Below are 26,470 nucleotides of genomic sequence, written 5' to 3'. Positions count from 1 at the left end.
CTCCTGACTGTTCACCGTTAGCGATTTGCAATGATTGCTCATATCTATGGCTCTACGCAATCCAGTTATACCGATTTAATGTGAAGCGGCGTCTTATTCAACCCCCGGCTGTCGCCGTCCCCCTTGCCAAGGGGGACTACAGGGGGTTCTAGTTTGGCGCAACTTCATAAAAGATTGGTATTAGGACATTAGAGGGGTGGGGGCGGTGCTCCCACGCAGGGGTTTCACCCCTGCACCCCGTCCTACCCTAATGCGTACCGCCATAATCCCAGCTTGTGGATCAACTGGTTTTTATGGGAGAGCCGCGCTCCGCGCGGCTCTCCCATAAAAACTTGTATTTCACGTCCGGCTATATTGGGGCTATAGCGGAAATGAAAAGGTGACAAAGCGATTGTGGAGCAAAAATTCTTCTACCTGATTATGCGAGAGGGGCTGAGAAAAGAAGAATCCCTGCCCTGATTCACACTCCAATGCTTGCAGTTGTTCTAGCTGATGGTAAGTTTCAATCCCTTCAGCGACGGTGGCAAAATCTAAAGCCCGAGCCAGTGTAATGATGGAGTGAATAATACTGCGTTCGCGATCGCCATGTTGAATCGTTTCTACAAACGATCGATCGATCTTGATGACATTAATCGGAAATTGGTGCAAGTATCGCAGTGACGAAAACCCGGTACCAAAATCATCCAGACTAATTTGAATGCCGCGTTGTTGAATCTCTTGTAAGATTTGGGCAGCAGTTTGAGTATTTTCAATCAGGCTGCTTTCGGTAATCTCTAATTTCAAACACCGGGGCGGAATCTGCGTATCGCGCAAAATCTGGTCGAGCGTCAGGATTAAAGAAGGTTCTCGCAACTGTCGTCCCGAAATGTTGATGCTGAGATACAAGTTGTCGAACCCAGGATGAAGCGATCGCCACACTTCAAATTGCACACAGGCTGCCCGTAGCACCCATTCCCCAATGATATTAATCAACCCTGTATCTTCGGCAATTGGGATAAATTCAGACGCAGAAATCAAGCCCTTGAGCGGATGCTGCCACCGTAACAGGACTTCAAACCCTTCTAAGTGCCGATCCTGCCATAGGCTAACAATGGGTTGGTAGTAAAGGTGTAATTCCTGATTGACAATGGCATGGCGCAGATAGTTTTCTAGTTCCACTAAATGCAGCGTCTGGGCATACATGGCTTGATCAAAGACTTCATAACAGCCTTTGCCATTGGCTTTCGCTCGATACATAGCAATGTCAGCATCTCGCACAATATCGGCGACTTCATAATAGCTGGGTGTGCCAAAAACAATGCCAATGCTGGCACTGGTAAAGATCTCGTGGTAGCCCAGACGAAAGGATGATTTGAGCTTTTCTTGAATTCGTTCTGCAATGGTCAATACTTCTTTTAAATTTTGTACTTCTTCCAGCAAAATCGTAAATTCATCCCCGCCCAAGCGAGCCACCGAATCGACTTCTCGTACAGCTTCCTTTAAGATTTGCGAAATTCGAATCAGCAACTGATCGCCAATCAAGTGCCCCAGCGTATCATTGATGCGCTTAAAATCATCCAGATCAATAAACAGGACGGCAAAGAAACCATCCGGCTGACGATGACTTTTTTTGATGGCGATCGCCAACCGTTCCATAAAGCAGGCTCGATTCGACAATCCGGTCAACGAATCATGCAGCGTTTCATGCACCAATCGGGCTTCAGATTCTTTGCGTTGGGAGATATTGCGTCCGGCACCGTAGATCAAATTTTCTTGCGGAAACGGTACGGCATTCCAGGCAATCCACAGATAAGACCCATCCTTGCAACGACAGCGCATTTCGAGCGTATTGACATCATCTCCTAGCTTCAAAAGTTGTCGAGCACTCTGGGCAATCGGCTGATCGTCTGGATGAATCAGTAACCAAAACGATTGACCCAGTAGATCTTGATCGGTATAGCCCAACAGTTCTTCCCATGCCGGATTGAGGCGATTGAATTTACCTTTGTGATTTGCAATAAACAGCAGATCCAGGGATAGATTGAAAAAGCGATCGCGCTCTAATTCTGCTTGTTTTCGAGCCGTAATGTCTTCGGCAATACCCGCCACTCGATACACCAACCCATCGGCATTGTAAATTGGAAACCCGCGATCGCGAATCCAGCGGATCGAACCATCGGGACGAACCACCCGATATTCTTCGTCATACCCCCCTTGAATTGTTTGCAATGAAGATGCTTGCTTAACTCGCTGGCGATCGTCTTCGTGGATGCCTGCCATCCAGTCCCATATATTCTTATAAAGTGCTTCGCGGGTGCGCCCCCAAATCGTTTCATAGGCAGGACTCGTGTAGATAATGGCAGTGGGTTGTTGTGCCACTGCCGGATCATATTCTGCTAACCAAAACACCTCTTGAATATGCTCGGAAATCTGACGAAATTTAGCTTCGCTCTCCCGCAGATTTTGCTCAATCTGTCGGCGCTCAATAATTTCTTGCTGAAGCGATTGGTTTGCCTGTTCTAGCTGAGCTGTTCTCTCCTGTACCCGTTGTTCCAGTTCTGCATTGAGTTGATGAATATGGGCGATCGAAAACCTCAGTGCCAGTTGATTTTGAATGCGCGCCAACACTTCATCAATATGGAACGGTTTCGTAATGTAATCGACACCCCCAACATTAAAAGCTTCGACTTTATCAAACGGTTCGTGCAGGGCACTAATGAAAATGACTGGAATATCGCGGGTCTGAGGGTCTGCTTTAAGCTGTTGACAAACTTCATAGCCCGACAGATCGGGCATTTTGATATCGAGCAAAATTAAATCTGGATGTGCAGCTCGCACTGAAGCCAATGCCAGATTCCCATTAGTGACACTACGAACTTCATACCCATATGTAGAGAGAGTATCAGATAACAATCGTAGAGAGTCTAAGGTATCATCGGCAATTAAAATTTCAGGAATTTTTCCATGAAACAGGTCGGATATCATGATTGATTTGCCGCGTCCACTAAGTGAATAATGGCTGCAAATTGATAATTATTGACCATGCGCTTCAACTCCGTCGATAAAACGTTTTCCTGCTGAGGAATCTGACTAATCAGAGCCAAGATTGGGGCGGGCTTGGCAATGGTCGCCGCTTCTTTCAGCTGATTAAGCCAGTCTGAGGGCATCACTGCCAAAGCTTTTGAGTCCAGGGGAGCGGCAGATGCAGCCGAGTTAGTCTGCATGGGCGTATCCTCGTATACAAAGACAATACCCAAATGCTGGCTTAATTTTGCAAAGATTAAATCTTCCTTAACAGGTTTTCGTACAAAGTCATCGCATCCTTTTGCCAAGACGATCTCTCGTTCTTCCTCAAACACGCTGGCTGTCAGGGCAATTACCACCGTTGCTTGCCCATTGAGATGGGCTTTGATCTGCTGAGTTGCCTCATAGCCGTCCATCACAGGCATTCGCATATCCATCCAGATCAGATGAGGATGCCACTCGCGCCACACATCTAACGCTTCCTGTCCGTTATTGGCTTCGCGCACCTCAAACCCTAATGGAGTTAATAACTTTACAAGAAATTGTCGGTTAGTCCAGCGATCGTCGGCGACCAAAATCCGGTAGGTCGGTTGTCCTGCCGCCAGGGCAACGACTCGATGAGTAGAGGCTTTGGCGATGACCTCAGATGCGGCAACGGGTTCGATCGGAATCTCTAACGTAAACGTTGCCCCCTGCCCCGGCTGGCTCTGGACGGTTAAATTTCCGCCCATCAACTGGGCAAACTGGCGGCTAATCGTCAGCCCCAAGCCGGTACCGCTCTCTCCGGGCTGAGCCTGATTAAACGATTCAAAGATGCTTTCCAGATGGTCGGGTGCAATTCCAATGCCCGTGTCTTGCACCCCAATTTGCAGCCAGGTTCGAGCAGGTGAGGCGGCAGTATTATCCCCTTTTTGTAGCGGCTCCGGAATAGATTGAACATGGACCGTAATGCTACCCGTATGTGTAAATTTAATCGCATTACCTAGTAAGTTGATCAGGATCTGACGCATCTTTTTCTCGTCGCTGCGAATGTATTGAGCAACGTCGTCTTCCCATAACACTTGCAACTGTACATTTTTGGCTTCTCCTCGCGGATAAAACAGTTCGTACATCTGAGTCAGGAGAGCATAGAGATCAAAATTACTGAGATTGAGCGTCATCCTGCCCACTTCTAACTTGGACAAATCCAAAACATCGTTAATCAAGTCCAGTAAATGTTCTGCACTGTGGTTAATCACCCCCAAATATTCCCGCTCAGTCTGTGCCGATGCGGCAGAACGATTCATCAGTTGGACAAAGCCCAAAATTGCATTTAAGGGGGTTCGTAACTCGTGGCTCATATTGGCTAAAAACATGCTTTTGGCACGATTAGCTGCTTCGGCTTGTTCTTTGGCTTTCTCTAGATCGATGGTGCGTTTTTGCACCCGGTCTTCTAACTCGACGTTGGTTTGTTGCAGATCTTGAAAGGCACGATTCAGTTCTTCTGCCATGCGGTGAAAGGAGAGGGAGAGGGTAGAGACTTCCCCAATGGAACTGGACTGCATGGGTTGCTCAACCAGGGTTGTCAGGCTACTGTAGGCTTCAGGAGTTTTTAGGTCGGCAGTAATTTGTTGGGATTGGCGGCTGAGTTGCCCGATGGGGCGCGCAATCCAGCGAGCTGTCAAAATCCCCAAGCCAGTTGCTACGATCAGAGCGATCGCACATAAGCCAATAGTGGTCTGGGTATTCTCACGAATCTGCCCCATAAAGTCGGATTCGGGCACCACGACGACCAGCAACCAATCAATTCCCAAGTCGTCTTGAATCGGTGTTACCTGGACAAAATAATTTTGATGATGATGCCGAAACATGAGTTGATGCGATTGGGCGATCGCAGACAAGCCATGAAATTGGTCTGCTAAATATTGTGTCGCCGATGCCGTCATAACATTGCTACTGTTGGCAGCATTCAACCGCTCTTCAGCCTTCTCTTCATTGGATCGGATAAACGGATTTTCTTGGGTCGAACTGGCAATCAACGCCTGATTTCGTTCAATTAAAAATGCCTGCCCTGTCTTACCAATTTTGAGCGTACTGAGGAAACTACTGATATCCGATAGCACGAGATCGACCCCCAATACGCCTATGAGCTTTCCTGAGGCATCGTAAAGTGGTTGATTGGCACTAATCAACAGGGTCAATTCTGGAACCACTTGATAAACATCAGTCCAGCGAGCCTTACCGGCTTGCACAGCATCTTTGTACCAGCCTCTGGTGCGAGGGTCATAGTCTAACGTGGTGTCTAATAAAGTGCCTCGTTGACCCCGATCATTCACGGTGTAATGATCCATCACCCCATCGCCAGGGCGATCGGTAACGTAATAAGTAATGGGACCATTGACCGACTCACGATGAGCCGTCCAGAAGCCTCCCGTTTCGCTGCTGACATAGATATAGCTCGTCTGGTCAAACTCTTGAATCTGATACCAGAAATAACGCTCAAAAACTGATTGTTGATCAAAACTGAGTAACCCCAAACGAAACAATTCGGCATTAATCCGATTAATCCGATGGGGAGTTGAGAGATAGAGATCCAGTTGAGATTGAATTCGGTTGGTTACTTCTTGTTCAAGCTGAGAAACGACGTTATTCACCGCTCTTTGCCCATTGCGGAGCGAAAGCCAACCTGTCAATCCAACTGCTGCTGTAATTTCTAAAATGAAGGGCAAAATTAGCAGCAGGCGTAAGGGAATTTTCATAGCGAAAGGTTCAACAGGACTGCTAACACATGAGTTCCTGATGTTACTAGCTATAACACCTTCAATGCTAGATGAGGCAAACTCTTAGCATAGATTAACCCCTATGATCCAGAGGATTCAGTTCCGTCTTTTCACATGATTTCCACAATTCTTGATTAAGTTAGGTGATAGTCCTAAAAAAGTAATAATTTTTTGTCGTGCGGGCGACGCCCGTGCAACAAAAAATCTGTGGTTTAAGCAATTAAAAATGGCTGTAAATGTAAAACTCAAGGATAGACGTTTCTGGTTTTGGTATGAATTTGTCGGTGAACCCTTCGGGTTCACCGACAAATTCATATCAGGATTCAGCACTATCTCTTTTGGAGTAGACCCTTGAAGCAAATTCATCATGATTAAAACTCTTAAGGATTGTGGATTGAATAAAACTGAAGATTTATGTTTGGAAGCGAGACGGAGCCGCGCTTCCAAACATAAACGTCCGGATTTTAATTCATTTGTGATCCTAAAGGAGCGATCGCCATTTATGAATCATGAGATTGCTTCCATGCTCAACTCACCTGGCATTTAAACAGCATCATGCTGATTGGCAAATCGATGGACTCTAACCCTTTATTTTATGGTGCTGCAATCCCGTTTAGATGATTTAGATGATCAATCTATGAGGTTTATTCAGGCTAAACCTATCGCCAAATCGAATAAGTTGGCAAAACCACTTCAGCGAAAATTGCTAACGACTTTTTTACCGATTGGGTTGCTGCCATTGCTTATTGCTGGTGGATTGAGTGCCGTTCTTACTTATCAACGGACAGCTCAGCAAGCCAAATTAAGGTTACACAATCTATCGATCGTCACAGCTGAACTGACCCACAAAGATCTGCAAAGCAAACTGACCTTGCTGGCAACAGTTGCAACCAATCCTTCCATTCTAGACGCCATACGACAGGGCACACAGACTGTAGAATCGCAACACCTTCAAGATTTACCGATTGAACAAGTAGAATCACAATTTGCAGATACCAAACTTTTAAACCCTAACGTTGTTTTAAATAACTATTTAGAAAATATTGCTCACCTTGGCAAGTTTGCGGAAATCTTTTTTACCGAGCAGCATGGTTTGAATATTGCCTACAATCAAGCCACCAGCGATTTTGTGCAACGCGATGAAGCCTGGTGGTTGGCGGGTAAACAACAACGGCAATGGATTGGGGTGCCGGGGTTTGATCAATCGAGTCAAACCGTCACGATTGAAATTATTGAAGCAATTGTTGATCCAAACTCTGGGGAATTTTTGGGGGTTTTGAAGGGGGGGTATGATGCGGCTCAGTTGGAATATTTAAAACGAGAGCTGCAAAATTTGCAATTAAGTGGCTCTGAACAACTGCAAATTGTAGCCTTAGGAGAGTCGATCACGGCGATCGCCACCATTGATGCACAAGGTATTACCGCATCTCAAGAAATCTTGGGTAAAGCTAGTATTGTGCAACAGGCAACGGCATTGCTGAACTATTCTAAAACAACGACAACACCCCCTGACAGAATTCGCATGGCATCCTGGGTAGATGGCGATCGCCAATATACTCTGGCAACGATTCCAGATACCAATTGGGTTGCTGTAACTTCCGTCACCCTGACACAGATTCGGAGTGATGGCTACCAACTAGCATCAATATTTGGGTTGTTTTTTCTGGGTTTAGGTATTATTGCGACCGGGGTAACGCTACGCTTTTCCCGTGCCCTATCGGCTCCAATCAACAACCTGGCACTGATTGCCCAACAAGCAACAGAGAAGGCAGATTTTACAGTTCAAGCCAGAGTCAGCTCTCAGGATGATGAAGTCAGCTTATTAGCAAACACTTTTAATCAACTGCTGCAACGAGTGCAAGCATTATTGCATGAACAAGCAGAAGCAAAAAAAGAATTAGAGACGTATAGCCAAACCTTAGAACAGAAGGTAAATGACCGAACCCAAGAATTAGAGGTATATAGCCAGACATTAGAACAAAAAGTTTTTGAAAGAACTCAAGAGTTAAATGAGAAAAGACTAGATTTAGAAGCCACCTTAAAACAACTTCAACGCACCCAATCTCAGATGCTACAAGCCGAAAAAATGTCGAGCTTGGGGCAACTGGTCGCAGGTGTTGCCCATGAAATTAATAATCCGGTTAATTTTATTCATGGCAATCTCAGCCACCTGGATAATTACATGCAAGACTTGATGAACTTCGTACAGATCTATCAAGCTCACTATCCTAATCCTGCTCCAGCGATTCAACAACAAGCAAAGGCGATCGATTTTGTATTTTTACAAGAAGATCTGCCTAAAACTCTACGGTCTATGCGCATCGGCACCGATCGCATTCGTCAAATTGTTCTATCCCTGCGCAACTTTTCGCGGTTGGATGAAGCTGAATTCAAAACAGTTCATATTCATGAAGGCATTGATAGTACCTTAATGATTTTGCAGCATCGCCTCAAAGCCAGACCAGAACGTCCGGAAATTGAAGTTATTAGAGCTTATGATTCTTTACCGTTAGTAGAATGCTATCCGGGTCTGCTCAACCAGGTTTTTATGAATCTGTTAGCCAACGCCATTGATGCGTTAGAAGAAAAAATGAGCGAACATCTGGAGCTATTCCCTGTGATTGTAATTCGTACCCATGTGATAGATGACCATTGGGTAGAGATTGCGATCGCCGATAATGGCTGTGGACTATCAGCCGCCGCTCGTCAACGTTTGTTTGAACCTTTTTTCACAACCAAACCCGTTGGTAAAGGAACCGGGATGGGGATGTCAATTAGCTATCAAATCATTGCAGAAAAACACAATGGTCGGTTAGACTGCGTCTCTAAACCTGGAGAGGGCACAGAATTTATGATTCAAATTCCGATTCACCAACAGACTCAATCGCGCAGATCCCCATAATGATCGGGATCTGCGGTTTAATAAAGTGCCAGTTTGGGTGTGAAATACAAGTGTTGTGGGAGAGCCTCGCTCCGCGCGGCTCTCCCACAAAAACCGTAATCAGTTCAGGCATTGCTGATGGTGCAAAATTTTTGATTGAGTCTATGCATTCTGGAATGTTTTCAGCTTATAGATGGTGATCGCAACCACCGATCTTCAAAATATTGGGCATTAGCAGGCGGCGAGAACAAAAACCCCTGCCCATAGTCACATTTAAGTGCCCGCAAACATGCCAACTGGTCTTTTGTTTCGATTCCTTCGGCAACTACGTTCATCCCTAAGTTCCATGCCATCTGTAAGATAGAGCGAATAATTTTTAGGTGCTCAGAGTCAGCCGTAATCCCAGAAATAAATGAACGGTCAATTTTGAGAGTATCAATCGGAAACTGGCACAAATACGCCAGAGACGAATATCCTGTGCCAAAATCATCTAAATACGTTTGCACATCCATATCTTTCAAACAATGCAGCACCTGAGTGACTGCTACTGGGTCTTGCATAATGGCACTTTCTGTAATTTCCAGCTTTAGACTAATGGGGTCAAGCCCCGTCTGTTCTAGAATCTGTTGGATATCTTTGAGCAATGATGGATGAGAAAAGTGCTGAGCAGAAATATTGATGCTTATCGATAACAGAGGATTGCTAGGAAACTGCTGGTGCCACAGCCGCAGTTGAGTACAGGCAGAATGAAGAATCCACCGGGTTAATGGAATAATCAACCCTGTTTCTTCGGCAAAGGGAATAAATTCAGCAGGAGAAAGTAAACCCCGTTCTGGATGTCGCCAGCGAACTAACACTTCTACCCCTTTCAACTCACCCGTAGCCAGTAAAACGATGGGTTGGTAGCAGAGAAAAAACTCTTGCCGTTGTAATGCTAATTTGAAGTCGGTTTCGAGCTGGATGCGGGAAATTGTTTGCAGATAATTCTTGGTAGTAGTTGCGTGGTCAAAATCTGCCTGAGCCCCGGAAATAGTTGGTGATGGTAGGGTTTGGTTTAAGTCTTGAATCAGTTTTCCAAGGTGCTCTGTGTTGTTGAGGGCAATTGCCAGAAGCTGTTGGGCTTTGTCAGATAATCCTTCTTGTGACTCCAGCATCAACAGTTCTAAAGCCGCTTGAATCGAGCTGATAGGTTGAGATAATTGCTCTTGAAACTCTCTAGCCATTTTTAACTCACTTTCAAATACCGCAACCGTTGATGAGTGGTGCATAAGTGCTTGCATAAATCGGGTATCAGTTAGTTTTGACATGATTGGCTAGAGGTAGATGACAAGAGCAACGATTGATGAAGTTCACACCCATCTAGTTTGAGAACCGGAGTTTCTCGATGGGGAACACCAATGCTCTTTCAAGGTGAGCAGAATCAAAAAATAGGGCTGTACGTGCTTGTAGAGACAGAGTTCCGTCTACCCCTTGTAGAGCCTATAGCACTTGTGCCTGGAATAGAGTGCGGTGGTTAAGAAAGCCGCGCTTCACGCGGCTCTCTCAAAATTTGTACTTTATGCCATTGAGTATTGCTACATCTTGTCGAGACTATCTGAACGATTGATCCATAAAGACACGGCACTCCGCACAACTTCTTAACCCAGCAACGGCTTGATTCTGAGAGCATCGTGTTATGTCCATTAATTTAGAGCCTAAAAATGAAAAAGTTGTGAAGAAATCAAGTCAGCTAAAAAGAGGCATCATCTTCCCAAGTTTTTCATATTTTTCATTTATCTTGAAAACAAGGTAGATGCAATCAAACAGCGTGAGATGAACAAAATTCTAATTATTGAAGATGAACCCGATCTTCGTAGCATCGTTCAACAAATTTTAGAAATTCATGGGTTTCAAGTGGACATTGCGGAAGATGGAATTCAGGGGGTCAAACAACTGAAGGAAAACCGTCCTGATCTCGTTCTTTGCGATGTTGATATGCCAAAGCTAGATGGCTTTAGCGTGCTTTCAATGGTGCGGGAAGAACCTGAAACGGCGATGCTACCCTTGATTTTGATGACAGCTAAAGGCGAACGAAAAAATGTGCGGTTGGGGATGGAGTTAGGAGCGAATGACTACCTGACTAAGCCCTTTACGGATTCAGAATTACTCAAAGCAATTTCTACGCAGCTTGAGAAGAGAGATTTTACGAAACGGCAAATCCAGAAAAATTTGGATGATCTGAGAATACAAATTTCTAGCAGTTTGCCCCATGAACTGAATACCCCACTCCATGGCATTTTAGGCATGACTAGTTTATTAATGGAACATTTTCATGACCTAGACTCTGAAGAAGTGATTGAGCTGTTGCAAACCGTTTATTCATCAGCCGAACGGTTACACCACTTAGTAGAGAATTTTTTGCTCTATGCCCAGCTTGAAATTATTGATAAAACACCCAACTTCAACAAACCTCTAAAACCTGTGCTAATCCTAGAACATCCACAGTACGTCATTTTGGAAATTGCTCAGAATTGTGCTAAAAAATCGCAGCGAGAACCAGATTTGAAATTGGAGTTGCAGCAAGCCCCGATTCGAATTTCAATAGAGCTATTTTGTAAGGCAATTGAGGAAATCATTTCTAATTCTTTTAAGTTTTCCCAGGCTGGAACTCCTGTGCATATCTGTTGCTCAGTAGATAATGACTGTTTTACGATTCGAGTGATTGATCAGGGTAGGGGGATGACAACTGCTCAAATTGAGAGCATTGGAGCATATACTCAGTTTGATCGCAATCTTTATGAGCAACAAGGCTCAGGTTTAGGATTGGCGATCGCCCAACGGGTTGCCAGACTCTATGGCGGAAATTTGAGCATTCAGAGTACTGCTGAACCCCAGACTACGGTTAGTTTTAGCTTGCCGACCGCCTAGAAAATGTTGGAAATGTTGGAGTAGAAGCCTTATATGCGCTTGCGGTATATCAACTCTGAAAAGGTTAGATGGAATGTTGTCCCTTGCTGGCTAACAATCTCGATCGTGCCCTGCAACTGTTTGGTTAATAAATTGACTAATTGAAACCCAAATGATTCCGTATGGTGAAAGTCTAAATGCTCTGGAAACCCAATGCCATTATCTTGAATGCTGATTGTTATCCGCTGGTTTTGTTGGGTTAGTTTTAGCGTTAGCTGTCCCTCTTTATTATTAGGAAACGCATGTTCAAATGCATTCGCAATCAGTTCACTGACAATGAGTCCACAGGGAGTAGCCGTTTCAATATTGAGTAAAATGGGTTCTAGTTCGAAACGAAGGTTTATTCTTTCCTCACTCAGGTCAAATGAAAAGAACAGTTGGTTGACGAGGGTTTCAAGATATTCACCAAAGTCGATTCGTTCTAAATTTGCAGATTGATATAACTTTTCATGAATCAATGCCATTGATTGAATGCGGTGCTGACTTTCCTCAAAAATTCTAGTAACAATAGGATTTTCGATATGGTCAGCTTGCCAATCTAATAGACTTGATACAACTAACAAGTTATTTTTAACGCGATGGTGAATTTCTTTGAGTAACAGTTCTTTTTCCTGTAAGGAAGACTTCAGTTGTTCTTCGGCTCGTTTGCGATCGCTAATATCTGTTTGAATGCCGATGTAGTGGGTTAAAATTCCCTGCTCATCATGAATGGGGGAAATCGTCAGTTCATTCCAAAATAAACTGCCATCTTTGCGATAGTTACGCAAGCTTACAGTGCAACTCTGTCCCATTTTTAAGGCATAACGCAGTTTTTCCAACTCGACTTGACCCGATTCTAATCCTTGCAAAAATCGACAATTCCTTCCCAAGACCTCTATGGCAGAATAGCCAGTAATTTTTTCAAAAGCAGGATTCACAAAAATAGTGGGATGGTCAGGTAACCGTGCATCCACAATTGCAATGCCATTACTGCTAGCCGTAATAGCCCGTTTTTGTAGTTTTAGAGTTTCTTCAATCCGTTTTTCTTCCGTAATATCTTCGGCAATCCCAGCAATTCGATAAATATTGCCAGAGTCATTGTGGATGGGAAAGGCGCGATCGCGAATCCAACGCGTTTCACCATCGGGTCGGACAATCCGATATTCTTCATCATAAGTGCCCTGCTTTTGTTTAGGAAAGGCTGCCAAAATGCGATCGCGATCTTCCATATAAATCATCTGATACCATTGTTCTGGCGAATGGTACAGGGTGTTTGAAGGATATCCCCAAATGCGTTCGTAGGCAGGCGAAATATAAATGATTTCATCCTTTTCAGGATTGGTCATCCAAAAGACACTATCAATATTCTCTGTCAGTTGCCGTAAATATTCCTGACTCTGACGCAAATCTGCGGTTCGTTGTTCAACCCTGACTTCCAGTTCTTGATTGAGGACTTGCAACGCTTCCATGGCTCGTTGTCGCTCTAACTCAGCTGTTGCTCTGGCAGCAAAGATACGTAAAATGGTTTCAAACCGGGCTTGCTCTACAATCGGTTTGTTATCCAGAATGCATAGCGTACCTATTGAGCGTTGATTGGAACCTTGCAAAGATACACCCAGGCAGCTTTCTACTTGCCAGTTCATCAAATCATATTCTTGCGGAAACTGCTGTTGCACCTGGCTTGAACAGCAATATATCCCTTCTTGTAAAACGACATTGCAGGGTGTGAGTTGAGATAAGTAGGAAAAAGTAGGTTGCAGTTGTTCGTCTGCCCAAACCGCAAGGGGATGTAATTGATCGTGTTTGACTTCTGAGATGATTGCACCACAGACACCGAGTGCTTTAGCCAGATGGGCAACCAGGGCAGAGAAAAATGCATCTCCCGTAACCGACGCAGTGCCCGCAACTAGATTCTGCAAATCTGTTTCAGCTTGTTGACGTTCTCGAACCTCTTGTTGTAGTTGTTGGGTTCGCTCATTTACCTTTTGCTCTAAGGTGATGGCATATTCTTCCAATCGGGTATTGGCTGTCTCAAGCTGCGATTGCGTACGTCTTAGCTCATCCAGCGATCGCGACAATTCAATCGTTCGCTCGGTGACCCGTTGTTCTAATTCATCAGTCAATTGTTTTAGCTGAAGATTTTGTTGCTCTAGCGTTTGGGATAGATAACGCAATTGCAGATGTAATTGGACGCGGGCTAATACTTCTTCTTTTTGAAAGGGTTTTGTGATGTAATCGACAGCACCTAGATTCAAGCCCTTGATTTTGTCACGGGTTTCGACCAAAGCAGACATAAAAATGACAGGAATAGCCTGGGTTAGCACATCGACTTTAATTTGCCGACAAATTTCAAAGCCATCGATTCCCGGTAACATGACATCTAGCAAGATCAGATCGGGCGGGTTGAGTTTGATCTGAGCGATCGCATTCCGTCCATCAACTTCAACCCGGACTCCATACCCAACCTCACTCAAGGCATGGTGCAATACTTCCAAATTGGTCGGGTTATCATCAACCACTAAGATCGTCATGTTGTCCGGCAAGAGAGACATGGAAGGCATTCCTGGTGCTTTGTTTTAAAGTGATTTATAGCGCTTCGTGACTGGAGAGATTACAGTTGTTGAGAGAGAGCCGCGCTCCGCGCGGCTCTCTCTCAACAACCGTGTACGTCATGTGATATCAATTTGAGAGAGCGGCGGAGTCGCCACTTTCTCAAAAAAATGGGTTTTATTCAATCCACGCTCCTAAGGAATAGGATTAAATAACGTCAATGATTTGCTGTACGGGCGAACGGCCGTTCGCCCCTGCAAAAGATTCAATAGTCGATCATATTTAATCCACGCTCCTAAGCTAAACTTGCTGGTATAAAGCATCCTGAAGAAACTGACGGATCTGAATAATTTTGAAGCCTTTTGCCAGGACACTCAGCTTTTCGGTAAAAAGACGATACTGCCCATTTGATTGCAGCATCTGAGCCAATTCTCCAGACAATCCATTCAAGTCTCCTCGCATCGCATAATCAAGCAACTGTTGTAATTCAGCCGCATCAGGCAAAACCATTTCTGTCAGAGAAGCCTGCCCCGCCGATTGAGAAGCGGGAGGATTGGATTCAGTATAAACCCAGTCAAGATGCAGGTGTTGGGCTAAGGTACGGTAGAGTTCTTCTGCTTGCACAGGTTTAGGAAGAAAGTCGTTACCGCCTGCCATAAAACTTTTGTGTCGATCCGCATCGAACACACTAGCAGAAGACACAATCACGATCATATCTTGTGTCGCTTCGGTTTGCCGCAGTTGTGCCATCAGTTGCCAGCCATCGACAACTGGCATCTTCAGGTCAGTGATGACCAGGTCGGGCAACGATTGATGAACGATTTGCAGGGCTTCCTGACCATTGTTCGCTTCTAGAACCGTGAAGTCTAGCGGTTCTAGTAAACTCCGCAAAACTGACCGATTTTCCCAACGATCGTCTACCACTAAAATCTGGCGACGCTTGCCCAAATACCCTACTAGTTTACCCAATGGCGTCAGAGTATTGGCATATACCCAATCCCTTGATAAGGGGCATTCAATTTCAAACTCAAACACACTACCTACGCCTAATTCGCTACGAACCTGAATCTGGCTTCCCATCATGGCAATAATGTTCTGGCTAATTGCCAACCCTAAGCCTGTACCTTCTTGCTGGTGGCGCAAGCTACCAACTTGCTCAAAGGGTAGGAAGATCGCATCAAGTTGGTCAGGTCCCATACCCACACCTGTGTCTTCGATTTGAAATCGCAGTTTGACGGTTGGCATGGTTTCTGTATCAAGGTCTGAAGTCGGGTCTGCGATCGCATGAAGTTGGACGGGCTGAGCGTCTAGTTTGAGCGTCACGGTGCCACGATGGGTAAATTTGACGGCATTACCCAACAAATTCAATAACACTTGCCGCAACCGTTTTTCATCAACAATGATGCCGGTAGGTAAATCATCGGAGGCTTGATAAACGAAGTGAAGCCCCTTCTGCTCAGCTTTAATCCGTGAGATCTCAGCGACCCCTTGCAAGATGGCAGGGAGATAGCAGGGAGTTGGATAAATTTCCATACGGCGGGCTTCAATTTTTGCCAGATCCAGCACATCATTAATCAATGTCAGCAAATGAGACCCACACTGATGGATGATGTCAATTCCGCGCTGTTGTTGTTCCGCCAGCATCGTGCGGGAGAGGATCTGGGTATAGCCCAAAATGCCATTCAGAGGCGTCCGCAGTTCGTGGCTCATATTTGCCAGAAACTCACTTTTTGCCTGGTTTGCGGTGTCTGCAACTTCTTTCGCCAGTTCAAGCTGCGCTGTATAGTCTTGCTTTTCTTGCAAGAGTTGTTTGACTCGGTCAATCAACTGATTTAGTGAGGTTGCCAGTACCCCTACTTCATCCTGATTGTAAATGGGAGCCTGAAGATCGAAATTAGACTCCCGCGTCACCTGCTGGGCAACATCTGTTACAGATTGGATGGGATGGGCGATCGCACGGCTGATATAGAGGGCAAGAAAAATGGCGATCGCCACCGATAACCCTAACCCTGCGACAATAATGCGAGAACGAAGTGCTTCTGCTTGTGCCAACGCAACTTCTGCGGCATCTTCTCGTTGCTCGGCTTGTTGGTAAAAGTCTGCTAACTGATCAGGAAATTCAATAAAGGCAACAAATTCGGGTGCCCTTACCACTTGGACAACTAGCTTTTCAGCTTCTTCAGAACCTGCGGCTGTTGTGGTTAAAGGTTGAATTTTTTCAATAAAGTCGCGCAGCATTTGAGTACAAGCATTAACCGTTTGCTCGTAGTCGTCGAGTAGGGGCTGTAAGCCTTCCAAACTATTGGGATGGGTTGAATTGTTATAGGCTGTCAGCTCCGTTTGAATGGCTTCTAGACTGGCAATAATTTTGGCACCTTCTTGACGAAATCCTTCTGGATCTTGCACATAAGGCGATAACTGCTTAGCCGGTCGATTGCGCAAAATATCAAGTTGCAATGTACTCAAAAATTTGCGTTGGTTAGAGGCTGCTTGTCTGGCTTCTAAAGCCTGATGCGTATAGTAGTTGCCCACCACAAATCCAGTTGCTGCGCCGACGATAGCGACCCCGAGAGCAAGCCCATATCCGTAAATAATTCTTCTTCTAATCGTCATTTTGTATCACCTATGGGTATCAGTTAGGACACGTTGAAACTCGCGGTTATATCGGATGGTTCATTTTGTCGGGTTATTGCATCCTCAGTATGGCGAACACTAAATTTTGCAATGTGGGGGTTTGGGGGCTACGCCCCCAAGAGGGGGTTTTACCCCCTCCACCCCCTCTAAAACTTTTAAGTTGGTGTACTATGTGTGGCGATCGCTCATGGCAGAACAGTGATAGGCAGTGATAAGCGTTGGGATAACAATCAATTGCTTCAGGATCGTGCTTCAGGATCGTGGATTAAATCAGATCGACTATTGAATCATTTGCAGGGGCGAACGACCGTTCGCCTGTACAATACATCATCGACGTTATTGAATTCCCATTCTAAGCCTGGCTAACAAGTTGCTCCGTTTCGACTAAAGCGGCAGACGTACGCGGAAGGGTCACGGTAAAGGTTGTTCCTTGTCCCAATTCACTTTGGATTTGAATCTGTCCTTGATGTAAGTCAACCAGCTGTTTCACAATGGCTAACCCCAAACCTGTTCCGGGAATTTTGCCCACATTGCTGGCTCGTTGAAATGGTTCAAACAATCGCTTTTGATCCTCTAGCGAGATGCCAATTCCGTGGTCTTGAACTTGAAAACAAACGTCTTCATCGGTAGCAGATAACGTCAGGGTAATAATGCTACCGACAGGAGAATACTTGACTGCATTCGTTAATAGATTGTTGAGGATGTGCCATAACACTCTTTCATCCAGGTTCGCTTCAAGATTAGCACTGTGTTCAATCAATTTCAGACTATATTGACCTCCCGAATCCAATTGCAAAGCCTCGATCAGTTCTTTACAGAAATTTGTCACATTCCAGACAGATGGTGCAAACGTTAATTTGCTATGTTCAATTCTGCCCAATGTTAAAACACCCTCTATGAGTGCATTCATATTTCCCGCTGCAACACGAATACGCTGAAGATGGTGTTGTTTGGCATCTTCAGTCAAATGTTCTTGATAATTTTGCAGCAATTCAGCAGTCATTTGAATCACCGATAAGGGGGTGCGAAATTCATGGGAAACCATGGCAACATGTTCTGTTTTTTGCTCATTTTCCTGCTCAGCTTCCTGTCGCTTTTCTTCCGCTTGCTCTAGTGCTTTTTTCACTGCAACTTCTGCTTGATGTCGAGAAAGGGCAAGTTCAATAGTGACGCGTAGTTCTCGTTCTTTAAAGGGTTTCAGAACATATCCTAACGGACTCGTCAATTTTGCCCGCTCCAAAGTTTTGTCATCAGCATACGCTGTAACATAAATGATCGGAATGGGGTACTGTTCTTGAATTTTGGCAGCCGCTTCAATGCCATCCATTTCACCTTGAATGACAATATCCATTAACACCAAGTCAGGTTTTTTCTCAAGCGCTGATTGAACGGCGGCTTCACCCGACGAAACAACATCGACTATCGTATAGCCCATTTTTGTCAGCTTTCGAGACACATTCTGAGCAATTAATAATTCATCTTCTACGATAAGGATGCGGATATTGTTCATTTCTGGGTTCTCCTGACAGACACAATTTTAAAAGATACTCTACGGCTCAGTTTTATTAAGAATCGATCAAATTCGGCGACGGTAGTTTAGCTCTGAGAAGGACAGCGTAAACTCTGTTGTGCCGTTGTCACACTTCAATTCGATATCTCCTTGTATTTGTTGAGTGAGCAAACACACTAATTGCAATCCCAACGATTCAGTATTTCGGAAATCTATTGTTTTGGGAAATCCTTTACCGTTGTCTCGAATGATCACCTTGATATGTTGATTTTCATCTTTTAACGCTTCGATGCAAACCTGTCCCGATACATTATCTGGAAATGCATGTTCTAATGCATTAGAAATCAACTCACTAATAATTAATCCACAAGGGGTGGCTGTCTCAATATTCAAAAAAATTGATTCCAGGTTATAGCAAAACTGAATTTTGTCAGGGTCAAGATCAAATGAAACGATCAGATGCTCTGTTAGTGTTCTGAGATATTCGTCTAAATCAATTCGATCTAGATTTTTTGACTGATAAAGCTTCTCATGGATCAGTGCCATCGAATAAATTCGATGCTGGCTTTCTTCAAAGATTTTTAGAGTATCGGGGTCATTAATATAGTTAGTTTGCCAATCTAATAAACTGGCAACCACCAGCAGATTGTTTTTGACTCGATGATGGATTTCTTTAAGCAACAGTTCTTTTTCGTGCAGGGAAGACTTTAATTGTTCTTCTGCTTGTTTGCGATCGCTAATATCTCGACACACACAGACTAAATCGCCACCTTCAATTAACGTCAGGGAGACTTCTTCAGCAAAAAATGAACCATCTCGGCGCATAGCGATCGCTTGCCCACTCCAGTGCCGCTCTTGCCCTAAAATTGGAAAAACGTCTTGTTCAAAGCGCCGGATCTCTTCAATCGGATAGAGATTACGCCAGGTCTTCCCGACCATCTCAGACGGATCCTGGTAGCCAAACAGATTGAGGTGAGCAGGATTGAGATAGATATATTGATCATTCGTATTGAGAATCGCAATGCCATCAATGGCGGCTTCGATGGCAGATAGTTGTCGTTGAAGTTGTTGTTCTGCTTGCTTGCGATCGCTGATATCAATGCAAGACCCGATGTATCCCTCAAACCGTCCATCTAACGTAAATCGGGGTGTTCCTGTATCTAAAATCCAACGATATTCACCATCATATCGACGCAACCGATACTCTATTTGAAAACCCTGTTTTGCCTTAAAGCTTTCCATGCGAGTATCTAGACACCGTTGAATATCATCTGGATGTAAGTCTTCTGTCCAACCATCACCCATTTCTTTTTCCAGGCTACGACCTGTAAAATTGAGCCACCCCTGGTTAAAGAAATTGCATTGGGTGCTGGTGTCTGCCATCCACAACAGCACAGGTGCACTATCAGCCATGACCCGAAACCGATCTTCGCTTTCTCGTAACGCGCGGGCACGTTCTTCTACTCTCGCTTCTAAGTCTTGATTTAACTGTTGCAGAGTTTGATAAAGTTCTGCTTGTTGAATGGCGATCGCCAATTGAGTTGTCAGTTTTTGTAAGGTTTCTACTTCGTCTGTAGACCATTCACGCGGCTCAGTACATTGTTGAGCACTCAGCAATCCCCATAGCTGCCCTCCGTAAATCACAGGAATCAGCACCTTAGCGCGAATCTGTAAGTCAATCAGTAAATCACGATGACAAGGAGTCAGGAGATCTACCCAAACGTCGGTTATGGTACGAATGCGACCCTGGCGATAAGGCTCGATCCGATGGGAACCAAAACAAGGATCATCGACAACCCGCCCTAATAAAGAAGTGCAGCCAGCGGCAACTGACTCAGCAACCACGGTACTCGTCCAGTTTGCTTCAAAGCGACACACGATGACTCTGTCGGTTTTCAGGTAGTGCCGCACTTGCTCAACCGTAACCTGAAAAATTTCTGCTAAATCCAGGGATTGATAGATTTGGGAAGAAAGCTGAACCAGAAGGCGATCGCACTCAACTTGTTGTAATAATTTGCACGTTCGCTCTTGTACCTGACGCTCTAAATGTTCTGTACGATGCTCCAATAACTCAACCCGTTCTGCTTCCAAGCGATTAATTTTTTCTTGCAGGACCTCTACCAGGCTATAGACTTCAACGGGGTTCAGACTATTCAGTAGACTCGTTTGCGTCACAATGCCAACCAGTTCTCCAACAGCATTTGTAACCACCAGTCGTCGTACTTTTCGGCGTTCCATCTCTTGATGAACCGTCCACAATGATGCTTCTGGTTGCAAACAAAAGAGCGGACTGCTCATGACAACCTGTGCTTGAACATGTTTGAAATCTAAACCGAGTGACTGAAACTGGACAATATCTCGCTCTGTCACAATTCCTAGCGGCATAGTTGTATTTTCAACAATGACCACACAACTGACACGATGATTTGCCATTAAGCGAGCTAACTCTTGCACAGACGCCATCGGAGATGCTTGCACCACATGGGTAGACATCACTTCAGCAACCGTTCGCAACCGCAGTAAATCAGCTGGTTGTAATAGACTTCTTACACTCTCTGGCGTGAGTAAGCCAACGGGTTTTCCTTGGTCGTCAACCACGGGCAAATGGCGAATATGATGGTGCCGTAAAAGGCTTAGTACAGAAAAAATATCCTGAAGTTCTGATACTTGCGTTGTAATAACGGGACGTGTCATCACCTCGGCAATAGTCAGGGTTTCAAAGGGTTGAGTAGAGGCAGCAAGCCTCACCACATCTCGTTCCGTAAAAATACCAATGATTTGCTGCTGTTCGACAACTAAAACACAGCCTGATTTTGCGTCTTGTACTTGATAAAGGGGGTCTGCTGATGCTGTATGGGGTAGAGAGCCAGACCCTCTGCTTTGACTCATCAGCGTAATCACGTCTACGACCCGCATATCGGGGCTGACGGTCAGTGGATCGATGGCGATCGCCCGATCAACCGTTCTCTTATCTGAAAGTAGGGAGTTGTCAAGCAGCATCGCAGTAGTGATCTAGGTGGCTGAGCCTGGATAAGCATCTCTCTGCAAGCCGTAGCTTTGGTTGGCATTGCGCAGGGATGAACATCTAGATACGCGAAGAATAACTTAAGGTTGTGAAAAACCTGTGAATGCTTTCAGGCTCTTGATCAGTAGTACCCAGAGACACCGTTTTGCTACCAAGTTCGATACAAACTTTCTGGTTCTCTCTGGGGGTGCAACCATTAAATCTGACGGAGTAGGTCAACGGACAAGACAACAGGTTTCAGCGTGGATGAGGGTTACTTACAGCGCTTCGCGCTTGAATATGGTTAGATTTTTTGTTGTGTGCCGCGCGGAGCGCGGCACACAACAAAAAATCTGTGGCTTAATCCATTGAAAATGGCTGTAATTTCGTTAAGATTCCTGGCGATCGCCTGTTTAATGGGATCTGCTCGGCTGATGATCTTAGCATCCCAGGGACGGCTCAAAAGTCTGGCAAGCTAGAGATCGGCTTGGTACGGATATCCCTCTAAAATATAGCTTAAGTTCAACAGCCAGAAGAGCTAGAAGGCTGTAAATTAGTAGTTGTAAGGTTTTTGTAAAAGTTCTTTAAGAAGACCTTAGTTTGAGGGTCGCTCGTTAATAGAATCAGACGTTTATCTCTGCCAGCGTCCACTGTTGCTTCAAAGAAAATAAACGCTTGATTTTCACATTTACGATGATCCCTAAGTTTTAGATAAATAGGTGCGATGTTATGCACGAAAAGTTATTTTCAGCCGTGAAGTCCTTGGTCAAACCCCTCTTAATTTTCTGTCTTGCCTTTACCCTAATTTTTAGTCAGGCAGACGGCGCATTGGCAGCAGGAGGGGGTCGTATCGGCGGGGGTAGTTTCCGAACTCCCAGTCGTTCCTATGGCGCACCCAGCCGAACCTATAGTTCACCCAGAGGGGGCTACTATCCCGGTGGCGGACTTGGGTTTCCCTTTCTGGTACCGATCTTCGGATTTGGTGGCGGGTTTGGCGGGCTGTTTACCATTCTCATCTTTATCTCCATTGCAAGTTTCTTAGTCCGAAGCTTTCGCGGCGTGACTGAGGGCGAGTCACTGGGCTACGACTCCTACACGGCTAACCCCAGCCTCTCGGTTGCTCGGTTGCAAGTTGGTTTATTAGCTGAAGCCCGGAGTTTACAAGACGACCTCAATCGCATTGCCAGAACGGCGAATACAGGTTCTTCGGCAGGTCTTACTCAGGTCTTACAAGAAACGACGCTGTCGTTGCTGCGCCATCCCGAATATTGGGTTTATGCAGGTGCAGACACGCAGATGGCACGTTTAGAAGCAGCAGAAGCTCAATTCAACCGTTTGGCACTTGCCGAACGTAGCAAATTTAGTGAAGAAACGCTCTCTAATGTTAATAGCCAGTTGAAACAGGCGGCAGCTAGAGCTTCCCTGGCTGCATCCGGCGGTTCAGGTGCAGGCGACATCATGCAGTCACCGGGCGAATATATTGTTGTCACGCTTTTAGTGGCAACTCAGGGCAAATTACAGTTGCCAACGATTAATAGCTCTGAAGATTTGCGTCGGGCTCTGACCCAATTGGGTTCAGTGTCTAGCGAACAACTCGTTGCGTTAGAAGTACTGTGGACGCCTCAAGCCGATAACGACACCTTATCGGCAGAAGATCTGTTGACCGAGTACACGGATCTGAAACGACTGTAAGCTTTATATCGCTTCACGCGTGGACAGGTTGAGATTTTATGTTGTGTGTCGCGCGGAGCGCGGCACACAACATAAAATCCTCGGTTTAAGCCATTGAAAAGTGCCCTGTGCAATGCATGGGGCATTTTTGTGTGTCTCAGCGCTGAGCCATTGAGATTGTAGGGTGATGGCAGTCTTTTTGCGATCGCATTGAGAAAGTTTACAGAAAATATACTATTATCTCTGTTGTCCAATCCAGAGACGTTTCCCTGGATCTTTATTTATTCTTAAGCAATTAAAAATACCCGATATGTATATTCCAAGTCATGACTTAGAGAAATGGAGAGACCGTAATCTTTATTACTATCGGGATCTGGAAAAATTTTATTGCTTTATCGTTCAACCCCAAACCCAGGTGCTTGAGGTTGGCTCCGGATTGGGCTATCTACTGGCAACTGTCCAGCCTGAGTATGGTCTGGGCATTGATATTAATTCTTCTGCGGTTGAAGCCGCCAGCGATCGCTTTTCTCACCTGACGTTTGAAGTAGAAGATGCTGAAGACTTTAGATCCAATCAGGTGTTTGACTATGTGCTGATGGCAAATACCCTGAGCTACATCCAGGATGTGCCCAAGACCTTACAAAATATTCAAAAAACCTGCGACTCTTCGACCCGCCTCATCCTCACCTTCCACAACCCTGCCTGGGAAGCCATCCTCAAATTGGCGATCGCGGTAAAGCAACGGATGCCGTTACCGCCCTTGAACTGGCTGAGTTTTAGAGATATTGAAAACTTGCTGAATCTGGCAGGGTTTGAAGTCATTTTCCATAGCAAACGCTTACTGTTTCCCAAATACATTCCATTTTTATCCTGGTTTATTAACCGCTTTTTAGCCCCTCTGCCCGGTCTTAACCAACTCTGTCTGTCCGAATGTGTCGTCGCCCGCAGGTATCTCAGTGCCGAGCTGGTACAAAGCAATATTCGTGAAAAAACGTGCTCGGTCATCGTCCCTGCACGCAATGAGGCAGGCAATATTGAAAGTTGCATCACTCGCTTGCCTCGTCTGGGTAAACACACAGAAGTCATTTTTGTAGAAGGTCATTCTCAAGATGATACGTGGGCAGAAATTCAACGGGTGCAAGCTAAATACGGCGACCAATGGGATATTAAAATTTGTCAGCAAACGGGTAAAGGCAAGGGCAATGCCGTGCGTCAGGGCTTTGATATGGCTCAGGGCGATGTGCTGATGATTTTGGACTCTGACTTGACGGTAAGACCGGAAGATTTAGTCCATTTCTTTGAAGCGATCGCCTCTGGATATTGTGAGATGGCAAATGGTTGTCGCCTGATTTATCCTCTGAGTTCAGCCGCAATGCCTCCCATCAACCGGATGGCAAATCGGTTCTTTGCCTGGTTGCTATCCTATTTACTCAACACGCGGATTAAAGATTCGCTATGCGGAACTAAAGCTATTTCCAAAGAAAACTACCAGAAGGTAGTCAAAAACCGTTCCTATTTTGGAGATTTTGATCCGTTTGGAGATTTTGATTTACTGTTTGGCGCTGCCAAGCTAGGGCTAAAAATCAAAGATATTCCAGTTCGTTATTATCCCAGAGAATATGGTCGTTCCAACATTCAACACTTTTCTGAAGGCTTGAATTTATTGAAAATGTGTCTCTACGCCGCCAAGAAAATTAAGTTTAATTGATGCCATTTCAGTTAAATTCATGGCGAGAGCAAGATGACAGATCAATTGCCTGCATCATCCACCTGATCAGTTGTTTACACCTCATTTTTAATCATCAATATGATTCAGGCAAAAGATATTAACTGGAACAGAGTTGCCAGATCCGGTTTATTACTTCTATTCCCTATTTTGTATGTGATTTCCTATGAACTGATTGGAAATCAAAAAGGTCCTTTCTGGTTTACGCCGAACCAAGATCCCGATTATCCCTACTTATTAAACTCACTCAATATTGCTAATTTTATCACCCCTGCCCATACCGATCATCCTGGTACGACGCTGCAATTATTAGGTGCCATTACACTTCATATTTCACATCTGGTTCAATCTATTTTTCGTTTTAGCCAGGATGGATTGTCGGAAGCTGTTCTTAAGAATTCTGAACTGTATCTACATCTGATCAGTGACACCTTAATTTTGTTAACAGCCGGTTGTTTGGCAGGATTAGGATTTTTAACATTCTGGCTTTCTAGAAACTTATTTCTGAGTATTATTCTTCAACTTACGCCATTTTTAATTGCCAGACCCATGTTAATGAATGAACCGAGTCGGGTTGTTCCCGAGGTTCTTGTGTTTACAGTTTGTCAATTATTGGTGATGGCGTTAGTTGTCTATATTTATTCTGAAAAAGCAGCTCAAACCAAATGGTTTGCCATTGGCTTGGGTGCTATTTTTGGCATTGGTATGGCAACAAAAGTGACGTTTATGCCGATGGCAATTTTTTTCCTATTACCTAAAGGAATCTATCGCAAATTATTGGCGATCGCCACGGCTATTCTTACATTTTTTATTGCAACTATTCCAATCATCAGCCAATATTCTAGAATCTGGAATTGGCTATCGGGTATCGCATCCGGCTCGGGCATTCACGGACGAGAAGAACAACAAGATGTTGAAGTCGTCGTGGAAACAGGTGGCTTTTTCCTAAATCGATATAGTCACACTTTTTTCAATATTATTACTGTCTTAACAGTTGTATGCTTAGCAATTTTTATTCTTAGACTTTTCAAAAAGACAAGGTTAGATGATCCCAGCAATTCGAAAGTAAATAAGCTGTTTTTTGTAGCCGTTCTCTTATTAATTGCCTCATGGTTTCAAGTTTTTCTTACTCTGGATAAAGGAGCAGAAATTCGCTATTTAGTTCCATCTTTAAGCCTCATGGGACTGTTGATCGTCGTACTGATGGAACTGTGTCTCGGCAGTCTTGCGCTTGTCTCTTTTTCGCCACCTTATCTCAACCGATTTAACCTTAATCATTTGGGGCTTGGAGTCCGAGCGATCGCCCTGATTGGCTGCATCATTGTTGGTATTGAACAGATAGAAGATTCATCTCATTTCATCCAAAATCGTGCAGCACTCAGACGAGATGAACTGCAACAAATTCAGCATCTTATTAGCACGGAGCCAGCCTATAAAACATGTGCCGTTATTACCTCTGCCCGCGCCTCTTCTCAAGCCTCTGCGTTGTTTTATGCAAACAGTTGGTGGGCAGGTGAAACGTTTACAGAACGATTGCAACAAATTTATCCTGACGAGATCTTTTACAATCCTCGGGGTAGGCAAAATCCATTTCAAACCTATGCTAAAAAATTAAACTTTAGACAACTTTTCAGGCAAACCGAAGGGTGTTTGTTATTTCATAGCAATCCTTTACATGGTAAAGGTGGGCGATCGGTGCCTAACGTTCATTTAGAAGAGGTTTTTGTCGGCAAACTGGAAGCCTTGTATCGGATTACCTCAGCAGACCGGATTGCCCGTCCCAGAAGGCAACAACCTTAATTACGTC

12 protein-coding genes are annotated in these 26,470 nt (G+C 44.7%); 5 read left to right on the top strand and 7 right to left on the bottom strand.

Translation table 11 applies throughout. The features are described 5' to 3' along the window. Positions 1–360 precede the first annotated feature (360 nt). Together ACR6Z4_RS09525 and ACR6Z4_RS09520 are read right to left on the bottom strand one after the other, a co-directional pair. Positions 361–2,964: a two-component system response regulator gene (locus tag ACR6Z4_RS09525; protein WP_479717020.1), complete on the bottom strand. Its 2,604-nt coding sequence runs from the start codon at positions 2,962–2,964 to the stop codon at positions 361–363. Continuing rightward, a complete protein-coding gene (locus ACR6Z4_RS09520) occupies positions 2,961–5,741 on the bottom strand; it encodes an ATP-binding protein (RefSeq protein ID WP_479717019.1) in 2,781 nt (926 codons plus the stop codon). Before ACR6Z4_RS09520 ends, ACR6Z4_RS09525 begins: the two co-directional genes overlap by 4 nt. Positions 5,742–6,357: 616 nt before the next feature. Between ACR6Z4_RS09520 and ACR6Z4_RS09515 the strand changes: the two genes are divergently transcribed. Then, complete coding sequence (locus ACR6Z4_RS09515) at positions 6,358–8,664, top strand: sensor histidine kinase (protein WP_479717018.1); 2,307 nt, start codon at positions 6,358–6,360, stop codon at positions 8,662–8,664. 161 nt (positions 8,665–8,825) lie between these two features. Here ACR6Z4_RS09515 and ACR6Z4_RS09510 read toward each other — a convergent pair whose 3' ends face one another. Continuing rightward, complete coding sequence (locus ACR6Z4_RS09510) at positions 8,826–9,950, bottom strand: putative bifunctional diguanylate cyclase/phosphodiesterase (RefSeq protein ID WP_479717017.1); 1,125 nt, start codon at positions 9,948–9,950, stop codon at positions 8,826–8,828. Between the two features lie 505 nt (positions 9,951–10,455). Between ACR6Z4_RS09510 and ACR6Z4_RS09505 the strand changes: the two genes are divergently transcribed. After that, positions 10,456–11,550, top strand: coding sequence for a hybrid sensor histidine kinase/response regulator (locus tag ACR6Z4_RS09505; RefSeq protein WP_479717016.1), 1,095 nt, complete (start codon positions 10,456–10,458; stop codon positions 11,548–11,550). Between the two features lie 29 nt (positions 11,551–11,579). On the opposite strand, the gene ACR6Z4_RS09500 is transcribed toward ACR6Z4_RS09505, so the two are convergent. From ACR6Z4_RS09500 to ACR6Z4_RS09485, 4 genes are all read right to left on the bottom strand, one after another. Continuing rightward, a complete protein-coding gene (locus ACR6Z4_RS09500) occupies positions 11,580–14,120 on the bottom strand; it encodes a PAS domain S-box protein (RefSeq protein ID WP_479717015.1) in 2,541 nt (846 codons plus the stop codon). Positions 14,121–14,418: 298 nt separating this feature from the next. Further along, a complete protein-coding gene (locus ACR6Z4_RS09495; RefSeq protein ID WP_479717014.1) occupies positions 14,419–16,731 on the bottom strand; it encodes a response regulator in 2,313 nt (770 codons plus the stop codon). A 373-nt stretch (positions 16,732–17,104) separates the two neighbouring features. Beyond that, positions 17,105–18,262, bottom strand: coding sequence for a hybrid sensor histidine kinase/response regulator (locus ACR6Z4_RS09490; RefSeq protein ID WP_479717013.1), 1,158 nt, complete (start codon positions 18,260–18,262; stop codon positions 17,105–17,107). A 66-nt stretch (positions 18,263–18,328) separates the two neighbouring features. Beyond that, on the bottom strand, positions 18,329–21,262 hold the full coding sequence (locus ACR6Z4_RS09485; RefSeq protein WP_479717012.1) for a CBS domain-containing protein: 2,934 nt from the start codon (positions 21,260–21,262) through the stop codon (positions 18,329–18,331). A gap of 733 nt (positions 21,263–21,995) precedes the next feature. Between ACR6Z4_RS09485 and ACR6Z4_RS09480 the strand changes: the two genes are divergently transcribed. The 3 genes from ACR6Z4_RS09480 to ACR6Z4_RS09470 all read left to right on the top strand — a co-directional run bounded on the left by ACR6Z4_RS09480 (position 21,996) and on the right by ACR6Z4_RS09470 (position 26,463). Further along, positions 21,996–22,958 (top strand): DUF1517 domain-containing protein, encoded by a 963-nt coding sequence (locus tag ACR6Z4_RS09480; protein ID WP_479717011.1) that lies wholly within the window; start codon positions 21,996–21,998, stop codon positions 22,956–22,958. Positions 22,959–23,247: 289 nt separating this feature from the next. Continuing rightward, positions 23,248–24,645 carry a glycosyltransferase gene (locus ACR6Z4_RS09475; protein WP_479717010.1) on the top strand — a complete coding sequence of 466 codons (1,398 nt, stop codon included), beginning with the start codon at positions 23,248–23,250 and terminating at the stop codon, positions 24,643–24,645. Between the two features lie 99 nt (positions 24,646–24,744). Next, entirely contained in the window at positions 24,745–26,463 is a 1,719-nt protein-coding gene (locus ACR6Z4_RS09470) for a hypothetical protein (protein WP_479717009.1), read from the top strand. The last annotated feature ends 7 nt before the right edge of the window (positions 26,464–26,470 follow it).

The sequence above is a fragment of the Calyptranema fuscum S582 genome (assembly GCF_055793305.1).
The sequence above is the reverse complement of the archived record's forward strand: the minus strand, read 5'-3'. Positions and strand labels throughout refer to the sequence as shown.

What these genes read in the sequence shown, in the direction of transcription:
- ACR6Z4_RS09470 (WP_479717009.1), top strand. Translation starts at nt 24,745, where the DNA reads ATGATTCAGGCAAAAGATATTAACTGGAACAGAGTTGCCAGATCCGGT.
- ACR6Z4_RS09505 (WP_479717016.1), top strand. Translation starts at nt 10,456, where the DNA reads ATGAACAAAATTCTAATTATTGAAGATGAACCCGATCTTCGTAGCATC.
- ACR6Z4_RS09485 (WP_479717012.1), bottom strand. Translation starts at nt 21,262, where the DNA reads ATGCTGCTTGACAACTCCCTACTTTCAGATAAGAGAACGGTTGATCGG.
- ACR6Z4_RS09495 (WP_479717014.1), bottom strand. Translation starts at nt 16,731, where the DNA reads ATGACGATTAGAAGAAGAATTATTTACGGATATGGGCTTGCTCTCGGG.
- ACR6Z4_RS09500 (WP_479717015.1), bottom strand. Translation starts at nt 14,120, where the DNA reads ATGTCTCTCTTGCCGGACAACATGACGATCTTAGTGGTTGATGATAAC.
- ACR6Z4_RS09515 (WP_479717018.1), top strand. Translation starts at nt 6,358, where the DNA reads ATGGTGCTGCAATCCCGTTTAGATGATTTAGATGATCAATCTATGAGG.
- ACR6Z4_RS09525 (WP_479717020.1), bottom strand. Translation starts at nt 2,964, where the DNA reads ATGATATCCGACCTGTTTCATGGAAAAATTCCTGAAATTTTAATTGCC.
- ACR6Z4_RS09510 (WP_479717017.1), bottom strand. Translation starts at nt 9,950, where the DNA reads ATGTCAAAACTAACTGATACCCGATTTATGCAAGCACTTATGCACCAC.
- ACR6Z4_RS09475 (WP_479717010.1), top strand. Translation starts at nt 23,248, where the DNA reads ATGTATATTCCAAGTCATGACTTAGAGAAATGGAGAGACCGTAATCTT.
- ACR6Z4_RS09480 (WP_479717011.1), top strand. Translation starts at nt 21,996, where the DNA reads ATGCACGAAAAGTTATTTTCAGCCGTGAAGTCCTTGGTCAAACCCCTC.
- ACR6Z4_RS09490 (WP_479717013.1), bottom strand. Translation starts at nt 18,262, where the DNA reads ATGAACAATATCCGCATCCTTATCGTAGAAGATGAATTATTAATTGCT.
- ACR6Z4_RS09520 (WP_479717019.1), bottom strand. Translation starts at nt 5,741, where the DNA reads ATGAAAATTCCCTTACGCCTGCTGCTAATTTTGCCCTTCATTTTAGAA.